The following is a 24,616-nucleotide window of genomic DNA, read 5'->3' on the forward strand; positions in this document are numbered from 1 at the left end:
TATTTGATACTTTTTTACCTTAATTGTTCACTTTATGCTCTAATACGTATCTGTTTTTTTGTTATAAATTTAGAGCTTAGACGTCAATTGAGATTGAATATGTTTGTATCCAATAAAAACTCATCTTCACATCAGCTAGTTTTTGTGTATGCGCAAATTCTGGTGTTAAGTGTGATGTGTTTTTTGCTGTTATTAAGTCATGGGAAGATGCCAGAGAAAGTGGACGTGTTGTTTCCTAATGGTGTGGAAGATATTTGGTTGTTTTCTGATGGTGATGTAGATGTAGATGTAGATGGTGATGTAAAAGGTGATGTAAAAGGTGATGTAAAAGGTGATGTAAAAGGTGATGTAAAAGGTGATGTAAAAGGTGATGTAAGTGTTGGTGGTAGTCACGCTTGGTGGATAGATCGCTCTGAACATTCCTTTAAATGTCATGTGACGCATTCTATTGCGTGGCCTTATTGTGGTATTGAGATTCAGCTCACTCCCGATTATCAAGGACTTGATTTATCTGACTATAAATTATTTAAAGTGTATGTTGATTACGATGGGCCATCCACTCAAATCGGAATCACTTTGCGAACTTTAGAACCCACTTCTTTTATAGAAAATAATTTAGACAGCCTTAAAAGTTCGGTCGTTCCTATCGGCACATTCGAATTGGAAGGTCCAGATACCCCAATTTTGATTGAACCTAAAGAGTGGCAGGTTTTACATTGGTGGCTAGATCGTTACAATATTTCTCGTGAAAATCGATATACAAATTTTTCTAATGTTGTGCTGATAGGATTAAATTTATCGGAAAATCCTAAAGACGGTGAGCATAAAATGCAGTTGAAAAAAATTGAAATGATCAAAAATACTATCCCTGAAAAAACGTGGTTTATGTTTGTAATCAGCCTTTGGCTGGTTTTGATATTTATTCTTGTATCTTGGCATTTAATAAGGGTGTTAAAGCAATCAAAATTGCATTCCAAAAAAGCGGAGGCGCTTTCTATTTATGCTGGTGAGCTGGCTCAAATTTCAAAATTACATAAAGAAGAGTCAATGCGTGATGAATTAACCGGGCTTAATAATCGAAAAGGCATGGCTGAATATTTAAAACAAATCCTTAATAATAATGAATCGATTGATTTGTCTTTAATTTTGTTTGATTTGGATTTTTTCAAAAAAATAAACGACACTTATGGGCATGATGTGGGTGATCAAGTATTAATAAATGTATCTTTGATTGTTAAAAACTCGATACGTAAAAGTGATTGTTTTTGCCGGTGGGGTGGTGAAGAATTTTCCATTTTATGCCCATCTATGCCTTTAGAAAAAACACGTGAATTTGCTAATCATTTATGTGATTTGATTTCGGCACTTGATATTAAAACCTCATCAGGCAATATCAATGTGAGCGCTAGTTTTGGTGTGAGTAGTGGTTTAGTGAATAAGATTAATTTGTTAGATGAATTGTTCGAGCAAGCGGATACTGCTTTGTATACAGCGAAAGACAATGGGCGTAATCGGGTTGAGTAATTGTATTTTTAGGTTGTTTGGTTTTTGATGATTGGGACCTAAACGTACACATTAATGAATAATGTGCACGTTGAGCGTTATTTTAATCACAGCCTGTTTCTTCGCTCAGGGTTTCTTTGAATGATACGCCATTTAAAATGTAGTCTTCAGTTGTAATGTTATGGCACTGTTCATTTGAAATTGTATGACTATGATTGTTGCTAGTCAATAAACTTGATCCATTACTTCCGAAATAATTGATACCATCGCTACCATTGTCGCGAACGAAGAAATTTCCTAATTTTTCTGACTCTATAAACATTTCCTCACCATAAATATCTAAAGAGACGATCGATACTTTTAAGTGGTTTCCATCCGATTGAGTGTAATTATAGTGCTCACTATACCTGCCATCTTTATATGTTCTAGAAATATAAATAGGGGAGTTATTAATACCGCAGGTTTCACTGGTGGCCAGAAAGTCAGTATTAGAATTACTGTGATCGGTTTGAGAGTGAGTGATAATTAATTCTCCGCCATTATCACAACTATTAGTAATAATTCGATCATTATTATCATTGGTGGTTTCATTTATAAAAGTGTATTCGTAATCGTATATTAAAAAATATAACTTATTATTTAATGCTGTGAAAAAATCAGCAATTTCAGAATAATTGGATTCATTAATTTCTAACGTGTAGTTGTCTGTATTTATTTCTGGTCCAATAAGGGTTCCGTTAGGGTTATCCATTTCAACAATGTTAGGTCGTAATTCAGACTTAATCAGTTGGGTGTCTGAGTCAGTATACGATTGTAAAGTTAAACTAAATGGTAAGTTTATCCCTGTATTTTCAGTCATGACTGTAATGTAATAAGTACCAGGATTTAAGTCTCTATAAAATTGAAAATAATAGTCAGATGGAAGAAGGTGGGGTGTGGCGAGTTTATAACCTTTATCATCAGTGAAATAAAAGTATCGATTCGTGTCAGCAGAAAAAGATAAATAGTATTTGTCCGATTTGGTTACCGTAAATCGATAGGTCGGATGATTGACGGATGTTAAATCGTGCCCTGTTGAATCAATCCATTGATCGTTTATTACAGAAAGTGTATGCATTGTTTTTTCTTCAACAAAACGGATGTTGCTTTCGGGAGCTTGAATTTGAATGTATACATCCGGAATAGTATTTTTAACGTGTGCGTGTCGGACATGTAAATAATAGATTCCAGTATCTAAAATTTTGGTGCTCGGATAATAAGTGCCATTATAAAATCCTCCATAAAACCCATTAAAGAAAAACGCCTCATCTTGATCCTTAAGTAATTTTGCTTCAACATTGGTAGCGATATCTTGTGCGACAATGGATATTTCAATTGGCGTTTGGTCTCTTGTTATTTCAATTTTATACACTAATGTATTTTTATCGGACTGCCATGTGTTGGTGTCTTCAAAATTAAATTCAGTAAGGCAGTAATTGACTCTTTCGATATTACTATTATCTTTTTCAATGCCATTAACCCGTGTTTTGTGATTTATGAAAGTACTGCATTGATCGTCGTGTAATTGAAGTTTACTTCCAATAAATTCGATTTGTGTATTGTTCGAGCCATAAAAAATATCAGTGCTAAAGTCTTCATTAGTTCGATCGTAACGGATAAAAAAATTGCCTATTTTATCGGTTTCAAAAAACATTTCTTGAATGCCTAATTCATTTGAAGCGATTTCATAAGAATAATCAAAACCATCATTTGCTTTTATTTCGTAAGTGGCTAAGTGCTCGGTAGGTGAATTGCTTACATTAAGTGTAATGAGCCCTAAATCAATTTCACAATCTTTTGTATTCGCTTTAAAAAAAGATGTGGTTGAATAATTCGAGTAAGTTGTATAGGTAAATACTTCATCGTTCAGGCACTGGTAAGTCTCTGTAGACGTTTCAAACTCACCTTCGTGGCCGTGTATGGTATTTAAGTGATTGTCTCGAATGGCAGTGGGGGGAAGACTTCTATCTAAATACCAGCCAGAAAGTGCATACACTTCTTCATAATTTTCGTCGGTAATCTCAACGGTGTAATCCTTTTGACTAACGGGTGTTTTAAGTATTGTACTGGAAGTTGCACTGTCTTCTATGTGTCCAACCTTATCTTCTGCTTGGTTTTCAGTTGTCTTTTCGTTTTCAAAACACGACTGGAAGGTAGCGAGTATTAAAATGGATATGAGTATTGGCTTTAACAAAGTGAACTTCCCTAGGTGTGTGATCAAATAAGCGGCAGTATAGCATTGCATGGTTTTAATCAAAATATGAGCTGAGGCTGATTTGTAATTATTCAGTAGTTTTGAGGTGCTAGCCAGTATGGGTTCTAATTCGATCAATAATCATCCTAATGTTTAAAAATCCCAACTTTTAAAAATTAGACCTTGAGAATTATTAAAATACCACTATATTGGTAACCGATTTTTCTATGTGTCAAACATCCTCGTTTTGACGCACATTTCCCTTAATTTAGGAGTTCATTATGAGCATTTTAGTTGGTAAAAAAGCACCAGATTTTACATGTCCTGCAGCATTAGGTAACGGCGAATTAGTAGGAGATTTTAACCTTGCTTCTACTATTAAAGGTAAATACGCAATCGTATTTTTCTACCCTTTAGATTTCACTTTTGTATGTCCTTCAGAGCTTATTGCTATGGACGTTCGTATGGAAGAATTCAAGAAATTGGGCGTTGAAGTGATCGGTGTTTCTATCGATTCTCATTTCACTCACAATGCTTGGAAAAACACACCAATCAATGAAGGCGGCATCGGTCCAGTTAAGTACACACTTGCTGCTGATTTAGATCACACAATCGCTCAAAACTACGGCATCTTAACAGGTGATGACGAGTCTGGTTACCCAGCGGGTACTGCAATGCGCGCATCTTTTGTTATCGACCAAGACGGTATCGTGCGTTCACAGGTTGTAAACGACGAGCCAATCGGCCGTAACATGGATGAGTTAATCCGTATCGTTGAAGGCTACCAGTTCTTCAAAGAAAACGGTCAAGTTTGCCCAGCAGGTTGGAACAAAGGTAAAGCGGCTATGACTCCTGGTGTTGAAGGCGTTGCAGCTTACTTAAAAGATCACGCAGGCGATTTATAATATAAATCGTTAGAAAAGGTAGCTGAGTTCAAATAATAATCAAAACAGACCAGCAGCCTAAGCCCGAGCCATTTAATTGGCTCGGGCTTTTTTTTATCTGCGTGATATAATTGCGCCAATTTTTTATACGAGATTTTTGTTATGAATTTAACTTATATTGCTGATCACTACGCAGTCAGCCCTCAAATCCTTCCTTCTGATATAACTGAGCTTAAAGACTCTGATTTTGTTGCGGTTGTGTGTAATCGCCCTGATGGGGAAGATGAAGGTCAACCTACGGCAAAGCAAATTGAAGATGAGGCGGCTAAAGCGGGCTTGGCGTTTATTCATTTGCCGATGACTGGTCCTATGATGACACACGAGCAATTAGATGAGCTTGAAGGGTTTTTAGAAAAAAACCAAGGCAAGGTGTTTTCATATTGTCGCAGCGGTAATCGCTCAAGTATTATGTATCAGGCGTTACAACAAAAAATCGCATCGCAGCAATAACAAACTAAAAGGTCGGGCAGTCAAAATGGATAATATCACCACGTTTTCTCAATTATACCAAATGGCACAAACGCATATTGAGGTGTTTGATTTAGGTCGTCAATTTCAGCATTTGGATGCTGATGATTTCTATAAAATCGAAACCGGTGAGATTGCTTATCCGTTCCCTTATAAAGACAGTGCGCATATTGCGATTTTAACCTGGCAGCCACAATATCCAGAAAAACACAGTATTTGGTTATTTAAATGGGGGCTAGATGAGCGTAATGTTGTGAATATTGCTGAACAACAAAGTTGTTTAGAGCGTGTTGTAACATCATTGATGACAAAAGATGATGAAGAGCGTCGACGTTTATTACAAGATCATCCGTTTCATTTTAAACCTAATGAAATCATGCAGGCGTGTTTTCATGCTAAAGCTTCAATGATTTTAGGACAGTCAGTTTCTAAGTATTACGAGGCAACCTCCAAATATTTTTTAACGGATCAAAATGAAAATTGGCAAACCATTGGTGTCCAAGGGGTGGGTGAATTAGTTTGGCGTTTAACCGATGCCGATAAAAAAATCGTTGTGAGTAAATTTAATCAATATGCGAAACCTGCGCAGTTATGTTTTCTTGCGTGTCTAGAACATGTAAATGATGATCCTCAGTTTTCAAAGCAATTAATTAACGTAGTTGAATTGGATGAATTTGAATTATTCAGTCATGTGATTCGTGCAGTGAGTAAAACGGCGAATAATAACAAAGTAAAACAATGGATTCATGATTTGGTTAATACCCATCAAGATTTACATTTAGAGTGTTTGCTTGCAATAGCCACCCGAGCTTATCTTGGGCTGGATGATGATATTGTGATGATCAATTTATTCCATAAATTAGCTCAAAACTCAAATATTGACACAATTGATATTATTGCCAAAGATCTAGCTAGAATAGAAAAACTACGCGCTTTGGTGGTAAGAGCGCTACGTGTACCAATGCAATGATTTTAGCTGTAAATATTGGTTTACTTCATGTAAAATTTGTTCTCAGTCAAATATTTAAATGACTGAAATATTTTGAGAGGGTGTGAAAACATGGATTCCTCAAATTTTAATATTGAATTTCTAAGGTGATAACATGGAATATAAAGTCGTTATTTATCAAGAGGGAATGCTCGGTTCGCTGATTTTAGGTGCAGCTAAAGTTAATCCAATAAAATTTTCTGAATTTTTGAATCTTAATGCTGCTCAAGGCTGGCGAGTTCAAACAATGGAAAAAGACATCAGACGAATGCTGTTGTTTTGGAAGCGAGAAGCGTATGTAGTGGTTATGGGGCGTGAACAATGAAAATAGGTTCTATCATTTGTTTGGCATTATTTGTAATAGCGGTATTAATTGCGTTGGTTCAAGTTTGGTTTCAACCGATGGATGTAGCTGTCTTTATACGTGTCATGATCAGTTTTGTTGCGTTATTTTTAATTACTATTGCCATTGTATTAGTGAGGCGCGAGTATTTAGAAGACGATCAATTAAAAAAAGACCACTATATTGGTTGAGTATTTACTATTGTAATGGCCCTGTTTTTACAGGGCTTTTTTTTGCTTATTGTTTAATGTATTTGAGTAAATTATTGCACCACAGTTGATAACCTTTTTGCGTTAAATGTAAATAATCTTCCATAATTTCTGATTCTATTTCTTGTTTATTATTTAAAAATATATCAAAAAATTCAAGATAGGTGATCCGTGAATTTTCATTTACGGATTGTTTGAGTTGTTGGTTTGCTTCAATAATCTGTTGGCGTTTTTGTGAATGTGGTGAAGCATCGGCCGGAAAAATATTGTGTAAAAATATATGACAATCATTAAAGTTGTTTAAGATGTACTCAACTACAATATTGATGCCATTGGCAGTTTGCAAGGCATTATGATTAGCGTGACCTAAATTATTCGTGCCAATTAAAAGCACAAAAAATTTTGGTGTTAAGGCTAAAATTTCTGGCTGCTGCAGTCGCCATAATAAATTTTGTGTTTGGTCGCCGCCAATACCAAGGTTCAAGCTTTTTAGAGGCGCGAAGTGTGTTTGCCAAATGGATTCAGGCCACGCTTGTGTAATGGAGTCACCTGCAAATATATAATTTATATCTGCCTGATTTTTGGCCGTTTGAAGTTGTTGATTGTTCAGATTGTGCCAAGTTTGAATGCTCATCCAATCGTATTCCACGGTTCTTGGTGCTGGCACTTGGATATTAAATGGTTCAGTCATATGTTTAATATTTAGTTATTTCCAGAGGGTTGATACAGTCTTTTTCCTTCCACTAATGCTTTAATGGCGAGCTCTTCATCTAACGGTGCGTTGACCATACATTTTGAAACTTCTTCTATTTCGTCTGCTCGTCTAAATGCGTGATTGTTAATCATACAAGCGCCGTATGCTCCCATAAATTGTCCTCGTGTGACTTTGTCATAAACGGTTGGGACTTTATAGTTTGCATCGGACAGGCATGAAAAAACCCATTGTTTGGTTTCGATTTCACACATTTCTTTGGATACATCAAAACATACTTGGTAAGCAGGTTGAGCGCATAGCATTTTTTCGCCTTCGCGTTGTATCATTAAATGCAATTGAGAAAAACCAGAATGATGCAATAATGATTCAAAACTGTTGGCAGCAGGAGCGGGGTCATAAACTGGATTAAATGGTTTGGATTGTGTGTCTTTGTTTTCTTGTACTTGGCAAGATATCGCAGCAAACAGAAAAACACTAAAAAGGGATAATTTGAGAATATTCATATTTAACTAATAACCAATAATAAGGATGGTAAATACAAGAACTTAAATGTAATAAACAAAAAAGCAGTCATTAATTATGACCGCTTTATCATGGTTTGGTTAGTATGACATGATTTTATGGGGTTTGTTTCAAATTCCCTAAATCTTGTTGCATGCGCATTCGATGATCATCAATTACATCAATGGCCAATTCAATATTAGTGATGCGCTCAGCAATTAATTCAACAGCTGATTTGATAACAGCTTGCTCATTTGCAAGGGCAGTTTGAGAGGATAACAATTGATTTTGGGCGTTTATGATTTTACCTTGTGTGTTTTCAATTGCTGATGTATCGCTGGGTTTGATGGCGCCAATTGCGGCTTCAAGTTCATCAATGATCGATACTTTTTCACTTAATACATCAATTTGTCCTAACTTTTTAGACAGTGTATTTAATGATTGAATTTGTTTATCGATATTTGTGATTTTAGCTTCTGTGTCATCCGCTTGTTTTTTTGCTTGGTTTGCCAGCCAATTGATGCTGCTGTCTTTTTGAGTTAATGCGGCATCATTATCGGTTAAGGTTTTAATTTGCGCATTCATTTTATTTAATGACGATTTTAACGATTCTACAGAGCTGTCAATGCTTTCGGTTTTGGTTTTATTTTGTTGCGAACTTTCCCATAAACGGCGAATTTCAGTTTTGGTTAAATTCACTGTTGTGCTGGCGACATTTTCAGTCTGTTCTAATAATGTGTCTGAAGCACGTAATTGTGTTTCTAATTCTTGAATACGCAAGTTGATCGCCTGATTGGTTTCACTTAAATTCGTGACCAATAAATTCTGTTGATAATAGGCGTAACCGGCTCCACCACAAGCTCCTAATAAAAGCACAAAAGTCAGTTTACTTAGCATGCCTGAGCCAGATTTAACCGATTGTGGCGGTTGAGCCCGACGATCTTTTTGCCGGCGTTCGCCCGTTGGCGGCGGCGTCGGATTTTTGTATGTTTTGCGGCGCTCTTTTTCCATGCGACGCTCTTGCATTTTTCTAGCAGGGTCATCGCGCTCTGCAGTAATGCGATTAATTGTTGGGTCTAATTGATCGTTCATACTAATACCTTATGTAAAAACAGCTTTGAATTATAATTTTATTGGCCAAATACGCAAATGAAGCTTGAAATTTTGCGAGTTATACCTATAAATAGGGCTGATTATAAGAACTCCAGCACATTCGATGCAAATTGATTGTGTAAAGTGAATAATTCTCTCAAACCCTCAATACAGGAATCGACCCAATGTCATTTGAATTACCAGCATTGCCATATGCGATTGACGCATTAGAGCCACATATCTCAAAAGAAACTTTAGAATTTCACCACGGTAAACACCACAACACATACGTTGTAAAACTTAACGGTTTGTTACCAGGTTCTGAATTTGAAGGTAAGTCTCTAGAAGACATCATCAAAACTGCTTCAGGCCCAGTATTCAATAACGCAGCGCAAATCTGGAACCACACGTTCTACTGGAACTGTTTAAGCCCTAACGGCGGCGGCGCTCCAACAGGTGCAATTGCAGACGCAATCAATGCAAAATGGGGTTCTTTTGAAGAATTCAAAGCAGCATTAAACGACAAAGCAGTTAACAACTTCGGTTCTAGCTGGACTTGGTTAGTTAAAAACGCAGATGGTTCATTAGAAATCGTAAATACTTCTAATGCTGGCTGCCCATTAACTGAAGGTCAAACTTCAATTTTGACTGTTGATTTATGGGAGCACGCGTACTACATCGATTACCGTAACGTACGTCCTGATTATTTAGCAGGATTCTGGAACTTGGTTAACTGGGAATTTGCTAACGCAAACTTCGCATAATCTACGTTTTAGTTCGTTAAAAACCCCAACTTTGCTTGCTTTAGAGTAATGTTAATTTGGGGTTTTTTTATGAATTGCTCAAATAAGAAACGATTTTGATACTGCAAATTTGTGCGTTAAGTAATCAATTGTTTTTTGTTTAAAAATTCTCTTGTGTTTTACGAGTTTCCATTTTAAATTTGCCTAAAACCTTCCTCAATAAATCAATTTTGAGGGTATCTTTACCGAAGTGAGTACTTCGGATTTTTATTTGTTGCATGACATTTTACAAGTGTTGTTACAGGTGAGATTTATGAAAAATTCCAATTATCAGATTGTACAATTTACCTATCAAAAAGATGACGTTAATTACGTGTTCATTGAAAGTTTTCAGCTTATCAATGATAAGCCATTAGATCTTGATGATTTAATGACTAAGCTTGAAATTAGAGCGAAAAACTCAGAAGAAAAACCAGCAATTGAATCGGTTTTGGAGCAACATGATGCCGATGAAGTGGGTTATGAAACGTTGGCGTTGTTAAGCGATATTGGATTTGAGCAAGCTATCTCTGAAAAACATCAATTTATCAGTGCGATTAATTTAAAACAAAATAAACTGCTAAATACAGTAACCTCATCAGTTGAAGATAAGGAATTACTAGCTAAGCATTACACCCGTGAAATTGTTGCTTATTTTAAAGCCCATCATGATGAATACCCTTCATTAACGGTTAAAGCGATGTCAAAATTACGTGATATTGCCGTTCGTTTTATGCTTAACGGATACGATATTGAAAAAGCGTTAGATGAAGCGTATGACGCGGTGATGGACAGCTAATCAGCCGTCCCTTGTATTTAGTATTAATTAAAGTTACTTTGCACTTATCACTTTATTAATTATTACTAAGTACTCAATTATGTTAAGTCTGCTTTCTTTTATCGCTATTTTTATTGCTCTGGCCATTTTGTTGGTTGGATCAATTTTAGGAGGTGTCTCGTTTTTTGTATCACTGAAAAGTCGAAAAACGATCGTACAGTTAAAAAAGGAAGTAGACACATTAAGCAAAGAAAACCAATCTCTAATTGCCGTAGTTAATGGTGAGCAAGAAAGGATTACGGATAATCCATTAATTGATGATTTAGCCCAAACCCCTATTTTAGAACTGCCCAGTTCAGTGAAATCCACACCGAGAATCGCTTTAATTTTAGAAACCTGGATGATTTGGTTTGGTGTGCTTAGCATTACTTTAGCCGGTGGATTTTTAGTGCGTTATTCCGTAGAAGCAGGTGTGTTAACCCGAGATCTCGGTATTGTTTGTGCATTTTTGATGGGTGGTGTATTTCACTTAATTGCGGAAGTTTTAAGAAGAAATAGCCGAGGAAAGTACCAAGCGGTTTCGGCGCTTGCGTTAAGTGGTAGTATTTTGATTTATTTTGCATTGTTATCGACACTGCATTTATATACCCAATCTCAACAAGATCCGTTATTTATTATTCTATTTAGCACAATGGCTGTCGTCAGTTTATTTACCATGTATATGTCTCATTGGCACGGTACGTTGTTAGCGTTTATGGGAATTGCTGGATCATTTTTGGTGCCTGCAATTGTTGGAGGTAATTCAAAAGATTTAACGTTGATCTTGATATATTGTTTAGCGGTATCAAGTTGCGCATTAGTGTTAATGCGACAGATGTTTAAGCCATGGATATGGTGGATCACATTGATTGGTGCATTAATGTGGTGGGGCATTTCAATGCTTATGAAAACTTCAGATTACATATGGCATAGCAGTTATTTAACGATAGTAGCGTATTTATTTTTAAGTGTGCGCAGTAAAAATTATCTATTGATTAAAAGTTGGTCAGTATTTGTAGAAGAAAATCATCATTTAAGTTTTTGGCAAAAATTATTTCATCGTAGCCCAATGCAAGGCTCGCTCATTGGCAGTATGGTATTAATTAGTATTGCACAGGTGATCTCGTTTAATTATCACCCTATGTGGGAATATGCGGTATTAAATTGGATGCCGTTTATTATGTTGATGTTTTGGGTGGCGCGTTTTAATACTTCACTTCGAATGTTACCTTGGTTTGTGTTAATTAGTTTTCTAGTCGCGATATTTTTTATGCAAACCGATTCGCATAATTTGGCACAGCAAATATTAAATATGCCATCGATGCAGTTAGAATATATTGGACAATTTGTATGTTTGCTTGCTGTCTTATTCTTTTGTTTTTCAATTTATAATTATTCATTAGTCTGTAAAGATGAAAATCGACAACGATTGGGCGAGCAAGGATTGATTATATCATTAGCATTAATGGCGCCTGTGCTGTGTTTGGCAATTGGATATTTAAAATTTTCAGTGATACATGGCAGTTATTATTGGTCGTTAACTTCATTTTCATTGGGATTAATTTATGCCATTTGTGCGTTGTGGCAATTATCGAAAAAAAGCGAATCCATTGCGACAGTGTGGTTAGTAATAGCTGCGCATTGTGCATTTAGTTTAGCTGCGGTAATTGCCTTTAAACAGGCGTCATTAACCATGGCATTGGCCATGCAAATTATTGTGTTAGTGATGTTAAATCGATGGCGCAAACTTGAATACATTCCAATCTTTATCAAAATTTTATTAGCCATCGTCATCAGTCGTTTAACATTCAGTCCTTGGATATTCTCATATGGTACTGACACCCATTGGTCGTTATGGACCTATGGGGGATGTTTTTTAATGATTATTTGGGCAAGTATCATTAGTCACGACTATACACTTAAGCGTTGGTTAGAAGTCAGTGCAATACATGTATTTGTGTTATTTATTAATATTGAAATTCGCTATTGGATTTATCCACCAGGGCAAATATTTGATTTGCAATATGGCTTTATTGAAGCGGCAATGAATACCAATTTATTTGCTGCTCTGGGTTTGATGTATCGATCAAGGTTACCTTTTGCACGTCAGCTGTATCATATTTATAAAACAATCTCTGTGGTATTAATGAGTATTGCTTTAGTTAATTTTGCTTTTGTGGTGTCGTTATTAAATCCATTGTTGGTTGAAGATGGTATTGGAAAATTTCCTATTCTAAATTGGTTGTTAATGGGCTTTGGCTTGCCAATATTTTTGTTTTGGCTGGCGGGTAAATACATTCATGTCATTCCAAAAGTGGTGATTTATTTTGCAACGTCTGTGAGTGTATTTGTATTAATTAATTTACAAATACGACATATTTGGCACAAACAACTTAATTTATATGATCCATTATTGTTTGGAGAAATTTATACTTATTCAACCGTTTGGATGTTATTTGCATTAAGTATTTTTATAGTGGGGGTGATCCGAAATATTGAAAAAATATACACAACAGGAATGACGTTAATTGCCGTTGTGATGTTGAAAATATTTCTAATGGATATGGCAGACTTAACTGGACTTTGGCGAATCGTTTCGTTTATGGGGCTGGGAATCAGTTTGTTATCTATGGCGTATTTACATCAATGGATCAAAAACAAAAACGAAAAAATATTGGAAGAACAGGGTGAGATTTTAATAAAAGTTTGAATGAAATTGAGCGGTAATTTTTACTGCTCGAATGAAATATCATTTAATAAAAGTTGCCAGTGTCCCACATCAATCCATCGATCAAACTTACGACCCACCTGTTGAAAGTGGGTCACTTTTTTAAATCCAAAAGATTCTTGTAATTTAACGCTCGCCTCATTCGGTAGAGCAATTCCCGCCACAACTGTATGAAAACCAGAGGTTTTTAATAAAGGCAGTAGTGCTTTGTATAATGCAGATCCGTAGCCATAACCTGATTGATCTTTGTCTAAATACACAGTGATTTCACAGGTCTGTTTATAAGCAGAGCGAGGCTGCCATTTAGCGGCGTAGGCATAACCCGCAACTTCACCTAACTCGTTTTCTAATACTAACCACGGATGGGTTTTTGTGTATGTCTTAATTCTATCTTCCATTATCTTGTGATCCACCCACTCTTCTTCAAACGTAATCACTGTGTTTTTGATGTAGTGGTTGTAGATGTCACTTATCGCAGTTGCGTCATCAGGTTTGCACGGGCGAATGTTTATTTTAGTTTTCGTTTAAGTAGTTGATGCTTATTAATAAATCCATTAATTCGCTATCTATTTGAGGGGATAGTTTGCTTTCTATTTCAATTAAATGATCAAATTTACCTAACTGTTCGTTATTTGTATTTTCATCGCATTTTTGGCGAAGATGCGCGATTTCTGAGCACGTTTGAAAATAGCTGGTAATTTTTGAGGCCAATTTTTTTGGGAGGAATACTTTAGCATTTCGAGATTGATAATAGAATTTTGAAACTTCGTTGCTTTCAGCGTATTCTCCTTTCATTGTCATATGCATTTTTAATTCGAAAAATGCATCGTAAATATCTTTTCTATGTATCGATAGTGAAATTTCATTAGATCTTCAAGTTTCTAGCCAAGAGAATCTTGCAAAAGAAACTGAAATTATGGCTATTACTAATGCCAAAATAGAAATGATTTCGGGTATTCCAAGGGTTAATTCGCAAGTATTCATAATTCTATTGCCTAGTAAGTTATTCTATTATTGGAAAGAGAAAAGTATATTTATGATGATAGTTTTATTAAAACTATACCGAGCCATATTCAATCAGTCCATTCTAACTTCTTGTAAAACTGTCCTACAATCAATATAACTATCAAAAAAACAAAATAAATGAATAAACGCATTATCATATATTTCTCATTAATCATCAGTAGCTGCAACGACTACCAAGCAGACTCAGATCATATCCCACAAAGGACTAACCCGATTCAAAGCGATTTTAATCCCGTTACCCTTGACGAATTTGGTGTGCCCGCACAAAATACCGATCAACTCTTAGAATATTCAAGTTTTAATATTGGTTATGAATATCACAGTAAACAAGCCGCGTGGGTGGGGTATGCGTTACAACCTGAAATGGTGCGAGTGGTAAATGTGCGGGAAGACAGTTTTAAAGAAGAGTTATTAATCCCCCAAGAATATCGCGCAACGCTTGCTGATTACAGTAATTCTGGTTTCCAACGTGGACATTTAGCCCCTAATGCGACGTTGGACCATACCGATTTTTCTATGTCTGAAACCTTTTACCTTTCAAATATTTCTCCACAAAAAATGGATTTTAATCAATTTGGCTGGCGGGATTTAGAAACCTATGTGCGAAATTGTGTGGATAACTATCAAGATGGACAGCGTGTATTTGTGTTTACAGGGCCTTATTTTGAAGGCTCGCTGGACAGTATTGGCGGTTCTAACCTTCCAGTGCCAACAGGGTTTTATAAAGTGATCTATGAATTTAATGATTTAAACGCCAGCGCCCTTGGGTTTATTGCGCCTCATGATGATTTTGATTTTTCAAAAGCTCAACAATATTTGCGCTCGGTTGATTTTATAGAGGTGCTTACTGGATTAGATTTTGGTGTGAATATTCCTGAGGATCTTGAAAATCAATTAGAGTCTAAAGTGAGTCCGGTATGTGAATTGCCTTCAGATTAAAGGATTTGCAAGTTTGGTTTTGGAATGCCCACTATTTAAGCCTTCAGCTATTAAGTTACTCCTGCTGGGTATTTTCAGTATAATAAGCAGATTACAAACATAATTATTAGAGATGACGCCATGGATAAAAAGTTACTCATTAGCGCTTTGATAGGCTTAGGTTTAATGTCTTGTCAGGAATTGACAAGTTTAGAAGCCGATTCTTCTTCTCAATTTGACGAGTCAAATAAGGCGATACTTGAACAGACCCAGACCCAAATAGATAATCAGGTGAACACTCAGACTGATGTTGCTGCTGAAGTAACGGTAGGGGATTTGGTTTCAACACAAGATAATACTGATTCAAATACTGATTCAAACACCGAAACTCAATTGACTGTTGATCAAGAGTCCAGCGAAACAGAGCCTGTTTTCACCGAACAAGATATTCCTGAATTTAGTAATTCGATTGTACAAAATAATTCGCCACAGGGCGGATTGAATTTTTATGGAGATTTAGGCATAGGAGTTGGACTCACTCTTTTTCAAATTCCCAATAAGTCCGAAATCGATTTAATGAATCGTGCGACATCATCAAATCAAAAGCTTGTCATTTCTAGAGAAGGCGTATCACAAGATTTATTAAATGCCTTTCCAGAATTAGAAAATGAGACCTTTGAAGTGACTTGGACATACAATGACGAAGTTATTTCTACAGACTGGTCGGTTACTAAGCCTGCTCCATCAGATAGTTGCCAAAGAAATATTGAAGTGCAATTTAAAATTACCGATCAATTTGGCAACACCGCTGAAGACACATTTACCTTCAAGCCTGAGCATAATAAAATTTTTGAATTAGACGCCAGTCTTTCAACGTATTACATGAATGTGAAATCGTTAATTAATTTAGATGCAAGTGAGCATGAAAATTATCAGTTTTTATGGAATACAGGTGACGGTCACAGTTACGAAACATTGAATTTTATTCACACTTATGAAAACAAAGGTGATTACACCTTAACGTTATCGGCAACCAATATAGTGACAAACGAATTAATCAATTATGAATTTGAATTAAATTTTGATGTGTTATTTAGAATCGACATTGATTTAAACTATCAAAGTGCAGAACAATTAGTCACGTTTGAACTGCCAGTTAATTATATTGTGGATGATCAATTACAATATGTCAGATCTCCAAGCGTTATTTATCCAGATTCTGAAATTGACTCACCTATTAATATTATTGGTTTGATTAATTTGGATTTAGATTATGTACCTATTTCATACGATCGAAATATTCCTCCATATATCTTTAATTGCTCTACTGAGTCTGGATTAAATTTTTATGGGGGTACGCAGATAAGTGGTGATATTGTAATCGATTTATCTCAAGGGACTTCAATAGCAGTAGTGGACGAAGTTGAGCTATCTAATGATTTTAATCTGAATAATGATATTGATTATGGACCTTTGCCTGACATACCAGCACACATTGAATTGGATATTGTTAACGAAAATCCAAACTACGCTTTTGACATAACATTCGACCCTGGAAACGGCGATGAGGTGTTATCCTTTGGTTTAAATGATTTACGATTTGATTACCCGTATTCTGAACCTGGTCGTTATTTTGTAAAAATTAACCTCAAAGATAATCGATCATTACATGAAGCGGTGATCGAACAAGTGATTGTAGTGTCGCCATAAAGTTTAATGTAATAATAAAAAAAGCCCGTTACGATTTAGATCATAACGGGCTTTTTTATTGATCAATTTATTAAAACTATTTTTTAGCAGCCTTTAGAATTAGACGTTTCGCTATTTTTCAAAATAGGGCACTTCAATTATGGAAGCTTTGCTGCGACAAACTATTCAGCTTATAAGTGTTCAGGTCGTGCGGTCTGAAGTCAAGATTTGATCCTGTTCATCTAGCCAATAGCCGGTTTTAAATTTGACGTCGAAGTAATGTCAGGGTGATTTTATGTTGCTAGTCGATATTTTTGTTTTGGGCTGGTCGGGCTATTTGGGTTTTGCATTTCTACTAATTTAGCTTCCAAGGCGGGTTTTAGATAATTTTTTCTAAAAGTCGGTTTATGGCTTAGTCCAAGATTTTTAATCAGCTGATCAGCGGATACCCACTGATTAGTCATCGAATTAATAAGCTTTTTTACTTGGTCGCTTACTTGGTCGCTTACTTGGTCGGTGGGAGCAACCTCCAATATGGTTTGTAAAATCACAGTTAGCATAAATTCAATAAAAGGCGCGCTATCAGTACCTTGAGTGCTAAGGTTTATGGCCTGATAATAATCAGCTTGGCGTTCATGGATCATGCTTTCTACTGGTAGTTGAGCAAAAATAGGGTTCCATTTATTTAATATCAATGTTTGCCATAAACGACCCATTCGCCCATTGCCATCAGCGAAAGGATGAATAAACTCCGTCGATTTCTGGCATCCCTGCCAACTCGACATACCATTCGTCCTGAATATAAACTCATAATGAAATACACAACTAGTAATCAAAGGATGATGATCTGTAGACTCAATCCAGTGAAACAATTCAGACATTAACTGATTAACACGACCAGCAGGTGGCGCCATATGTACTATGGTTTTGCCATTCATCACTCCAACATTACCGCTACGATACAACCCTGCGTCATCAATTAGCCCAGACATTAAGATCTGATGAGCTTTTAAAAAATCGTCATTGGATGAAGGTGCCCAAGTTTCAAATGCCTCATACGCTTTAATAGCATTACGCGCCTCTTGCACATCTTTAGGCGGGGCTATGACGCGTTTACCGTCTAAAATCGCAGTAATCTGTTCTTCGCTTAAAGTGTTGCCTTCAATGGCAAGCGAGCCTTGAATCGTACGGATTCGATTTATGCGTCTTAACTTCAGATTTTTTTCTTCATCAATCACAGACAATCGACCAATGTGTTCGCTGATATTAGCGATCAGGTCAATGATTTTGCTGGTAATGGAAAATGGTGGCTGATAATGACTCATGGAAAAACATTCAAATGTTAATAGAAAATGTATTGTAAATGATTGGGTAGATTAGGGGTAGGCTGAGGAAGAATGTAGGAGTGACAATTGATATTGTGTGATTGGATTGTGCTTATTCTTATTGTGTGTCAAAGGAGTCAGTGAGGTGTGGAGTCTAGATTTGATCCGAATGGTTTACCTAGAAATCTTTTATGTAGGTCGTTTGCTTGCTACGACAAAACTAATCAGGTTTTTTGGGTGTCTATGTCAAACTAAAGGCCTGACCCCAAGATTTGTGTTAAGGCCTGACCCCAAGATTTGTGTTTAAGGCCTGACCCCAAGATTTGTTTATTTTTCATGTCAAATGTAAGGGGCGACCCTGACAGTTCTGCAAAAAAAGGCCGATTTTTTTAAATCAGCCCTTTAAAATCCACATTTTATTTTAATGTTTTCTTTGTTATAAAGATTCCAGAACGTCAACACTCACTCTTCGAGTGATGGATGAATACCCATCACTAACAGAAATCGTGAAAATATAATTATTGTCTTCATTAAGGTCTTCTGGGTTTGAATATGAAGGTGCCGATTTAAAAGATAATTCACCAGTCTCTGAATTGATATTAATCAATTCATGGTCTGATCCGCCCACCATATTATACGTCAAAGTATTACCATCTTCGTCTATTGCTTGCTCGACTCCAATATGAATTTCACTTTCTGTAATTTGATATTTTGATTGAATTAAGTCATGACTTAATATTGTTCGTTCTTCAGCAAGTGTTGTAAAAATATTAGTTTCACCATTAGCTTGATATGGTAAAGCCCAATACTCATAATCTTCTCCGTAATATAACCAATACTCTCTAATTGAATTTGTTGAATCAAATACGTGATTAAAATACATTTTTTTATAATGATTTAAATTTTCTCCCCAACCTTCAAAATAAAATCTATCAAAATCTAGATCTCCGTCAATATCCACATCATTTATCTCATATCCATTATCTTCTCCAAACGATAAGTTTGTTTGTGAAAAAGCAAAAGGTTTCCCCCCTTTATTGATTATCGAAAGATTTACATTACCATTATGTTTTAATTTAATATCTAATTGTCCATCATTATTGATATCTTCTGTTATAATTTTATGCACTCTTGAAAAATCACTTATAAATGATATTCCATGCCTTATGTATTCACCAGACTCAACGTTTTCAAACCAATGTATTACACCAGTTCTAGTTCGATCTCGTTTTTCTTCATTATATGAAGCTGTTATTACATCTTGATCCCCATCACCATCTAAATCACCAACACCTAGCGTTCGAACAAAAGGAATAGAAGAGTTAATTACTGTTTTTTCAAAATTTTGATTTCCCATATTTGACAATAAAATTAATTCATCTTGAGAGTATGAAGCGGTTAAAATATCAATATCTTCATCATTATCAAAGTCAACAGAAATAACGGTTAATGGATCTTTTATACCCTCTAAAACTATATTTTTTGAAAAATTATTATTACCAATATTTTCATACCAAAATATTGAATTATGCTGTGGGGAAACTGACAATACATCTAAATCACCGTCTTTATCTAAATCAATAATATCAATCGATAGAACAATTCCTATTTCACTGTCGATAACATTTTCTTCAAAAAATTTATTATCGATATTCTCATATAATGTAATAGAATTATTTAAAAAAGATAATGAATTATCAACTATGTCAACTCTATAAGCGGATATTGCAACTATATCTTCGTCGCCATCAAAATCAAAATCCAACACTTCAAATTTAATTACTTCACCAGTTTCTTCGGCTACTACTAAAGGGATATTTTCAATGGATTCATTTATCCATTTAGGCACTTGGTTGGAATCACTATCATATGGAGCATTATCATTGTAGTTATTAACTCCATCATTATCTAAATCATCTTCTGATCTATCGCCTATTCCATTATTATTCCCATCATACTTATACGATGCATTATTTGGGAATGCATCAATTAAATCGATAACACCGTCATTATCATCATCTTCATCATTTGGTATCACAATAATAAGAAGGCGAACTTTTGTTAATATAAATCCATCATCAACTAACACTGTAATGAAATATTTATTAATTTCATTTTCGTAATATTCAACACTTTCTTTAAATTCTATACTTCCTGTAAGAGTATCAATTTTAAATAAATCAGAATGCATTCCTTTTTGAACTTGGTAATTCAATATGTTTTCATCTGAAGCACCTTCAAAGGGTAATTTTGTTTCACCTTCAAAAATATAATTTTTTCTGTCGTAATAATTTAAATTTTTAAATCCTATTGAGCCAGATAAGAAACGCACATAACCATCCGGATCATTGCCGAAATATGTATAATTTGTACCTTCCAAACATATCGTACATACAGAACGGGTGTATATTTCCTCTCCTAAGTTTTCTAGAAAATAACTATTTAGCATAATATCCTTATCGTTATCACCATCTATATCAACTACTTCTAATAAATATTTTTCCACAATATTTATTTCTGCAAGTAATAATTTATTATTAAACTGTAATTTATCTATATTTTCCATCCAACTTATTTTTGGAAACCGTGATGCTGCATTATTTGAAATAAATACAATATCCAGATCATCATCATTATCTAGATCTGATAATCGAACCTCCAAAATAGTAGTATCATTTTCTAATTTTTTTTCTTTAAACTCTCCATTACCAATGTTTTCAAATATATAAATGAAATTTCCATATTCTTGAATGTAAATTAAATCTTCATCATTATCTTGATCGATATCTTTAAAAAATATCGACGCAATTGAATTACTATCTAAAATCACTTTTCGTTCATAATTTTTTTCACCTTTATTTTCAAAAAGTACTACTTCTGAATTGATATTTGAAACTGATACAACATCATTATCACCATCGCTATCAATATCTATAATTTCTATTTCAAAAACGTCAATCTCCATATCACTCAATATATGTTTTGAAAATTTTTCATTACCTATATTTTCATACCAATAAACTGAATTTTCTTTTGATAAAGCCGAAACAACATCTAAATCTCCATCGTTATCCAAGTCAGCTATATCAATATCTCTAACGTCATACGCTCTTTGATCAATTATATTAAATTGATATTCTTCATTTCCATCATTTGAATACCAAGCAATTGTATGATCATCTTTTGAAGCAACAAGTATGTCTTTATCATTATCTTGATCAATATCCAAAATATTCCTATAGATAATATTATCAGCTGTATTCGATATTTTTTTAAAATCATATTCACTTCTATCATATCTGCTTATTGAATTATTCCATTCAATATAATTTATTGTAGGCCTACTATTAATGTAGTTTTCAATTACATTTGTTTTAAATTCCCCATAATCTTTATCTACATTGAATTTTGTAACTGTCTCACCTTCTAATTGTGAAATTTGTCTTAATTGCAAAATATCATCATTATCAATTAAGCCTTTATTAGAGGTAAACTCAGACCCATTAATACTATACTCGCCATTTTCAATTTCTATTTCAGAGTCATCAGAAATATTAAATACTTTAACTTCATCTGAATAGACATAAGCATTCGGGATTACATCATTGATTGATGCAAATTTAAACAATAATGGTTCGCCCGCACAATTTGATAAAAATATGAAAGCTATACAAATATAACTTAATTTTAAAATTTTCATTTACCTTTACTCTCCAAGAAACTTACATATTATTTTTTTGAACTCAGCATTGATGTCACTTGCTTTCAAATATATTCATAACCTGATATATCTTAATTTTTCTTCTAGATAGGTTAATTCAAAATCCAATGGTCAAGTCTAACATCTTGGCTATATAACCACAAAAACAAGAACCAACAGCCAATCAACCAATAGAATGTTAAGGGGGGGAAGTCGCTTGCTTCACAATACTTCTCGAATCAAAAGGAAACATTCATCGACCACAGCATAGGACCTATCAAAGGACCTATCAAGACACATATCAAAGGACCTATCAAGACACACACAAAGGACCTATCAAGACACACACTGTAAATACAAAACTACACAAATAAAAAATGGCAATTTAACCGCTTTGACCTAATCTCAAAATATAGAAATGATCAAAGTGAGTTAAATATGCCAATAGCTAGAAAGAGTTTAGTATCACTAGAAGCGACGCCTTATTATCACATAGTAAGCCGATGCTGTAGGCGTTGTTTCATCTTAGGGAAAGATGCGATTACAAAAAAGGATTATTCACACAGGCAAGAATGGATTGAAAATCGACTACAAGAACTGCCAAAGATCTTTAATATAAAGATAGCGTCTTATGCCCTTATGTCAAATCATTTTCATTTGGTTGTGTTCATAGACCAAGAAGAATCAAAACAGCTGACGGATCTTGAAATTGCTCATCGCTGGCATCAACTCTACAAAGGCACGATGCTCACACAAAAATTTGCCAATGGCGAAAATCTTTCAAAAGTCGAATTAGATGCCGTAACCATAAAAATTAATGAATGGCGCGAACGCTTGTTGGACTTAGGTTGGTTTGTCAAAAACATCAACGAACCCCTTGCAAGAATGGCGAATGCTGAAGATAAATGTACGGGGAAATTTTGGGAAGGCCGTTTTAAATCACAGGCATTATTAGATGAAAAAGCGCTATTGGCTTGTATGGCCTACGTGGATTTAAATCCGATTCGTGCGAAAATGGCCGAGATACCTGAAAAATCAAATCACACCAGTATTAAAAAACGAGCAGAAAAAGCAAAACAATCAAAAGTCCCCAATAGATTGGACCAGCAAGAAAATTCACTTTTAAATTTTGCAGGAAAACCCAGAGAAAATATGCCAAAAGGCATTCCATTTACGTTAACCAATTATTTGGAATTAGTGGATTGGACAGGAAGGCAAGTTAGAAAAAACAAACGCGGAAACATTGATCAAGCATTACCAAATATTTTGCAGAGACTGAATATTGAACAAGATCAATGGTTGTACATTACTCAAAATTTCGAATCCAGTTTTAAAGGAATAGTCGGCACGACCATGAGCCTTGTATCAAAAATGAAAGACTTTAAGCGAACACGGACATTAGGATATTCGAATAGCTTGTTTTATTTTGGTAAATAAATATATTCTATAAGCTTTATTGTGTGAACGAACATGCGATATCAATAGTGATAGGCACTCACTCGATTTAAAAATCGCCTTTTTCTAGTTATTCTAATTATTACCTTGGTGTTCTAGGGTAAAATCCATGAATTTGAAAAAATATTATATTGATATGCAGTTTTAAGTTTTTACTTGGTTAGAATTTGATTATCTTGTATGTCTAAGTTGTGTATGACACACAGCATAGCCACGCCGCTGGATCTCCAACGGTAAAGCTGTTGAAGATGACGGGAATCGAATATCACAGCAATGATTAATTGGACACGCACAAAATTATTAATATTATCCAAACGAAGTTAGTTGGCGCGTCAAGGCATGACCTACACTTATAAGCACCAAGCACCAAGCACCAAGCACCAAGCACCAAGCACCAAGCACCAAGCACCAAACTTAATTCATACACCAATCCAAAATAGCTTAATTTACTTAAACGATTTACGACACGATCGCCACTGGTGCGACTTTGGAGTGTTTATCAGTCTGCATTGGTTTTGAATGATTTGATTCTTCGGTGATGGCGTGGTCGAGGCTATTGATCTGTTTTGGAATGACGGCTTAAGTGGGGAGCTCATTAAGCACTTAGTGCAGTGTTTCTCTCGTTGGTATTTTACTGTTGATGTGCTGCATTTGCTCAAAGAGAGACGCTTTAAAGTGTGGTTTTGCTTTAGTGTCGTTTCATTGAGCTTAAACAGCAGGCAATAAAAAACCCAAGTTAACTTACGTTAATTTGGGTTTTTTATTATATAAAGAAATTACTTCTCTAAATGTTCAATCTTGTTCTCAACACCATCCCAGTCAGCCGCATCTGGTAACGGATCTTTTTGCTCAGTGATGTTTGGCCATACTTCGGCTAATTCTGCGTTTAATTCAACAAATATTTGCTGATCTTCGCTTAACTCGTCTTCTGACAAAATTGCGCCCGCTGGACACTCTGGTTCACAAAGTGCGCAATCGATACATTCGTCTGGGTGAATAACCAAAAAATTTGGTCCTTCGTAAAAGCAATCAACAGGACATACTTCAACGCAGTCAGTGTACTTACATTTGATGCAATTATCTAAAACTACAAAGGCCATGTGGCAATTCCTCAATGTTACATTATAAAAAAGGGGGTATTTTATTGACCTTAAGCCCGAGTCTCAAGTAGAACTGATAG

Annotated in this window: 21 protein-coding genes; 12 read left to right on the forward strand and 9 right to left on the reverse strand. The window is 35.1% G+C overall.

What is annotated here, in order from left to right:
* The first annotated feature begins 99 nt into the window (after positions 1-99).
* Entirely contained in the window at positions 100-1,524 is a 1,425-nt protein-coding gene (locus TYM08_RS00960) for a GGDEF domain-containing protein (RefSeq protein WP_422381105.1), read from the forward strand.
* 82 nt (positions 1,525-1,606) lie between these two features.
* Here TYM08_RS00960 and TYM08_RS00965 read toward each other — a convergent pair whose 3' ends face one another.
* The gene (locus tag TYM08_RS00965; protein WP_422381106.1) at positions 1,607-3,736 is read right to left on the reverse strand and encodes a hypothetical protein; all 2,130 of its coding nucleotides are present in this window, start codon (positions 3,734-3,736) and stop codon (positions 1,607-1,609) included.
* A gap of 281 nt (positions 3,737-4,017) precedes the next feature.
* Between TYM08_RS00965 and TYM08_RS00970 the strand changes: the two genes are divergently transcribed.
* The 5 genes from TYM08_RS00970 (at position 4,018) to TYM08_RS00990 (ending at position 6,670) form a co-directional block, all read left to right on the forward strand.
* Entirely contained in the window at positions 4,018-4,641 is a 624-nt protein-coding gene (locus TYM08_RS00970) for a peroxiredoxin (protein ID WP_422381107.1), read from the forward strand.
* A 141-nt stretch (positions 4,642-4,782) separates the two neighbouring features.
* The gene (locus TYM08_RS00975; RefSeq protein ID WP_422381108.1) at positions 4,783-5,130 is read left to right on the forward strand and encodes a TIGR01244 family sulfur transferase; all 348 of its coding nucleotides are present in this window, start codon (positions 4,783-4,785) and stop codon (positions 5,128-5,130) included.
* A gap of 25 nt (positions 5,131-5,155) precedes the next feature.
* A complete protein-coding gene (locus tag TYM08_RS00980) occupies positions 5,156-6,118 on the forward strand; it encodes a DUF3549 family protein (protein WP_422381109.1) in 963 nt (320 codons plus the stop codon).
* 133 nt (positions 6,119-6,251) lie between these two features.
* Positions 6,252-6,461: a DUF4177 domain-containing protein gene (locus tag TYM08_RS00985; RefSeq protein ID WP_422381110.1), complete on the forward strand. Its 210-nt coding sequence runs from the start codon at positions 6,252-6,254 to the stop codon at positions 6,459-6,461.
* A complete protein-coding gene (locus TYM08_RS00990; protein WP_422381111.1) occupies positions 6,458-6,670 on the forward strand; it encodes a hypothetical protein in 213 nt (70 codons plus the stop codon). Before TYM08_RS00985 ends, TYM08_RS00990 begins: the two co-directional genes overlap by 4 nt.
* A 46-nt stretch (positions 6,671-6,716) precedes the next feature.
* On the opposite strand, the gene TYM08_RS00995 is transcribed toward TYM08_RS00990, so the two are convergent.
* The 3 genes from TYM08_RS00995 to TYM08_RS01005 all read right to left on the reverse strand — a co-directional run bounded on the left by TYM08_RS00995 (position 6,717) and on the right by TYM08_RS01005 (position 8,996).
* Complete coding sequence (locus TYM08_RS00995) at positions 6,717-7,379, reverse strand: GDSL-type esterase/lipase family protein (RefSeq protein WP_422381112.1); 663 nt, start codon at positions 7,377-7,379, stop codon at positions 6,717-6,719.
* A gap of 11 nt (positions 7,380-7,390) precedes the next feature.
* A complete protein-coding gene (locus tag TYM08_RS01000) occupies positions 7,391-7,906 on the reverse strand; it encodes a hypothetical protein (RefSeq protein ID WP_422381113.1) in 516 nt (171 codons plus the stop codon).
* A 115-nt stretch (positions 7,907-8,021) separates the two neighbouring features.
* Entirely contained in the window at positions 8,022-8,996 is a 975-nt protein-coding gene (locus TYM08_RS01005) for a hypothetical protein (protein ID WP_422381114.1), read from the reverse strand.
* Positions 8,997-9,181: 185 nt separating this feature from the next.
* On the opposite strand from TYM08_RS01005, the gene TYM08_RS01010 reads away from it, so the two are divergent.
* The 3 genes from TYM08_RS01010 (at position 9,182) to TYM08_RS01020 (ending at position 13,305) form a co-directional block, all read left to right on the forward strand.
* Positions 9,182-9,760 (forward strand): superoxide dismutase, encoded by a 579-nt coding sequence (locus TYM08_RS01010; protein WP_422381115.1) that lies wholly within the window; start codon positions 9,182-9,184, stop codon positions 9,758-9,760.
* Positions 9,761-10,052: 292 nt separating this feature from the next.
* Entirely contained in the window at positions 10,053-10,577 is a 525-nt protein-coding gene (locus TYM08_RS01015) for a hypothetical protein (RefSeq protein ID WP_422381116.1), read from the forward strand.
* Positions 10,578-10,656: 79 nt separating this feature from the next.
* Entirely contained in the window at positions 10,657-13,305 is a 2,649-nt protein-coding gene (locus tag TYM08_RS01020) for a DUF2339 domain-containing protein (protein ID WP_422381117.1), read from the forward strand.
* 20 nt (positions 13,306-13,325) lie between these two features.
* Here TYM08_RS01020 and TYM08_RS01025 read toward each other — a convergent pair whose 3' ends face one another.
* Positions 13,326-13,835 (reverse strand): GNAT family N-acetyltransferase, encoded by a 510-nt coding sequence (locus tag TYM08_RS01025; protein ID WP_422382800.1) that lies wholly within the window; start codon positions 13,833-13,835, stop codon positions 13,326-13,328.
* 1 nt (position 13,836) lies between these two features.
* A complete protein-coding gene (locus tag TYM08_RS01030) occupies positions 13,837-14,130 on the reverse strand; it encodes a hypothetical protein (RefSeq protein WP_422381118.1) in 294 nt (97 codons plus the stop codon).
* 336 nt (positions 14,131-14,466) lie between these two features.
* Here TYM08_RS01030 and TYM08_RS01035 point away from each other — a divergent pair, with 336 nt between their 5' ends.
* A complete protein-coding gene (locus tag TYM08_RS01035) occupies positions 14,467-15,288 on the forward strand; it encodes a DNA/RNA non-specific endonuclease (protein ID WP_422381119.1) in 822 nt (273 codons plus the stop codon).
* 120 nt (positions 15,289-15,408) lie between these two features.
* Positions 15,409-16,977 carry a PKD domain-containing protein gene (locus tag TYM08_RS01040; RefSeq protein WP_422381120.1) on the forward strand — a complete coding sequence of 523 codons (1,569 nt, stop codon included), beginning with the start codon at positions 15,409-15,411 and terminating at the stop codon, positions 16,975-16,977.
* A gap of 272 nt (positions 16,978-17,249) precedes the next feature.
* Here the strand turns inward: TYM08_RS01040 and TYM08_RS01045 are convergent, their stop codons facing one another.
* Positions 17,250-18,281, reverse strand: coding sequence for a Fic family protein (locus TYM08_RS01045; RefSeq protein WP_422381121.1), 1,032 nt, complete (start codon positions 18,279-18,281; stop codon positions 17,250-17,252).
* A gap of 436 nt (positions 18,282-18,717) precedes the next feature.
* Entirely contained in the window at positions 18,718-21,981 is a 3,264-nt protein-coding gene (locus tag TYM08_RS01050; RefSeq protein WP_422381122.1) for an FG-GAP-like repeat-containing protein, read from the reverse strand.
* Positions 21,982-22,620: 639 nt separating this feature from the next.
* On the opposite strand from TYM08_RS01050, the gene TYM08_RS01055 reads away from it, so the two are divergent.
* Positions 22,621-23,418 (forward strand): hypothetical protein, encoded by a 798-nt coding sequence (locus TYM08_RS01055; protein WP_422381123.1) that lies wholly within the window; start codon positions 22,621-22,623, stop codon positions 23,416-23,418.
* 794 nt (positions 23,419-24,212) lie between these two features.
* Here the strand turns inward: TYM08_RS01055 and fdxA are convergent.
* Complete coding sequence (gene fdxA / locus TYM08_RS01060; RefSeq protein WP_422381124.1) at positions 24,213-24,536, reverse strand: ferredoxin FdxA; 324 nt, start codon at positions 24,534-24,536, stop codon at positions 24,213-24,215.
* Positions 24,537-24,616 lie beyond the last annotated feature (80 nt).

Origin of the sequence: Marinicellulosiphila megalodicopiae, assembly GCF_045862395.1 — a bacterium.
Taxonomy (GTDB): Bacteria; Pseudomonadota; Gammaproteobacteria; order Pseudomonadales; family Natronospirillaceae; genus Marinicellulosiphila; species Marinicellulosiphila megalodicopiae.

Coding starts and splice junctions, on each gene's coding strand:
- TYM08_RS01010 (WP_422381115.1), top strand. CDS start 9,182: ATGTCATTTGAATTACCAGCATTGCCATATGCGATTGACGCATTAGAG.
- TYM08_RS01040 (WP_422381120.1), top strand. CDS start 15,409: ATGGATAAAAAGTTACTCATTAGCGCTTTGATAGGCTTAGGTTTAATG.
- TYM08_RS00985 (WP_422381110.1), top strand. CDS start 6,252: ATGGAATATAAAGTCGTTATTTATCAAGAGGGAATGCTCGGTTCGCTG.
- TYM08_RS01020 (WP_422381117.1), top strand. CDS start 10,657: ATGTTAAGTCTGCTTTCTTTTATCGCTATTTTTATTGCTCTGGCCATT.
- TYM08_RS01050 (WP_422381122.1), bottom strand. CDS start 21,981: ATGAAAATTTTAAAATTAAGTTATATTTGTATAGCTTTCATATTTTTA.
- TYM08_RS01045 (WP_422381121.1), bottom strand. CDS start 18,281: ATGAGTCATTATCAGCCACCATTTTCCATTACCAGCAAAATCATTGAC.
- TYM08_RS01035 (WP_422381119.1), top strand. CDS start 14,467: ATGAATAAACGCATTATCATATATTTCTCATTAATCATCAGTAGCTGC.
- TYM08_RS01030 (WP_422381118.1), bottom strand. CDS start 14,130: ATGCATATGACAATGAAAGGAGAATACGCTGAAAGCAACGAAGTTTCA.
- TYM08_RS00970 (WP_422381107.1), top strand. CDS start 4,018: ATGAGCATTTTAGTTGGTAAAAAAGCACCAGATTTTACATGTCCTGCA.
- TYM08_RS00995 (WP_422381112.1), bottom strand. CDS start 7,379: ATGACTGAACCATTTAATATCCAAGTGCCAGCACCAAGAACCGTGGAA.
- TYM08_RS00980 (WP_422381109.1), top strand. CDS start 5,156: ATGGATAATATCACCACGTTTTCTCAATTATACCAAATGGCACAAACG.
- fdxA (WP_422381124.1), bottom strand. CDS start 24,536: ATGGCCTTTGTAGTTTTAGATAATTGCATCAAATGTAAGTACACTGAC.
- TYM08_RS01005 (WP_422381114.1), bottom strand. CDS start 8,996: ATGAACGATCAATTAGACCCAACAATTAATCGCATTACTGCAGAGCGC.
- TYM08_RS00960 (WP_422381105.1), top strand. CDS start 100: ATGTTTGTATCCAATAAAAACTCATCTTCACATCAGCTAGTTTTTGTG.
- TYM08_RS00975 (WP_422381108.1), top strand. CDS start 4,783: ATGAATTTAACTTATATTGCTGATCACTACGCAGTCAGCCCTCAAATC.
- TYM08_RS00990 (WP_422381111.1), top strand. CDS start 6,458: ATGAAAATAGGTTCTATCATTTGTTTGGCATTATTTGTAATAGCGGTA.
- TYM08_RS01015 (WP_422381116.1), top strand. CDS start 10,053: ATGAAAAATTCCAATTATCAGATTGTACAATTTACCTATCAAAAAGAT.
- TYM08_RS01055 (WP_422381123.1), top strand. CDS start 22,621: ATGTCAAATCATTTTCATTTGGTTGTGTTCATAGACCAAGAAGAATCA.
- TYM08_RS01000 (WP_422381113.1), bottom strand. CDS start 7,906: ATGAATATTCTCAAATTATCCCTTTTTAGTGTTTTTCTGTTTGCTGCG.